This window comes from Pseudomonas sp. 2995-1 (assembly GCF_002742505.1).
Classification (GTDB): Bacteria; Pseudomonadota; Gammaproteobacteria; order Pseudomonadales; family Pseudomonadaceae; genus Aquipseudomonas; species Aquipseudomonas sivasensis.
In genome coordinates this window covers 1-459 of sequence record NZ_LJSA01000145.1, presented here as the reverse complement: position 1 = coordinate 459, position 459 = coordinate 1, and the positions used below count along the sequence as shown (strand labels likewise).

Genomic DNA, 459 nt, shown 5'->3' with positions numbered 1-459 from the left:
ATAATACGATGATAAAAAACATAAGGTATTAAATTTTTTATATCATCAGGTGTAACAAAGTCCCTTCCCTCATAATAAGACAACGCTTTCACCGCTTTCATTAAAGCAAGTGTGCCCCTTGGACTTATACCTAAAAATATATGTTCGTGATTTCTTGTATGTGTTGCAATTTCTAAAACATAATTTACTACGCTATCTGACACATATACATTTTGGGTTTCCTCTTGTATCTTTTGAAGTGTAGTCACATCAGCAACTACTTCTAGTCTTTCTAAAGGATTATCGAGTTGATTTTTGAGAATATTCCCCTCTTCAGCTATACTCGGATAATTGATATTGAACTTCATCATAAAACGGTCTAATTGAGCTTCTGGTAACAAATATGTACCTTCAAATTCAATTGGATTTTGTGTAGCCATCACAAAGAATGGTTCAGGCAGAGGATATATTTCTCCATCT

Annotated in this window: 1 protein-coding gene; it reads right to left on the bottom strand. The window is 33.3% G+C overall.

Annotation, left to right across the window (positions count from 1 at the left end; genetic code table 11):
* Positions 1-459 (bottom strand): MoxR family ATPase (locus tag AOA61_RS00430; RefSeq protein ID WP_143521147.1); only part of this gene is annotated, 459 nt, incomplete at both ends.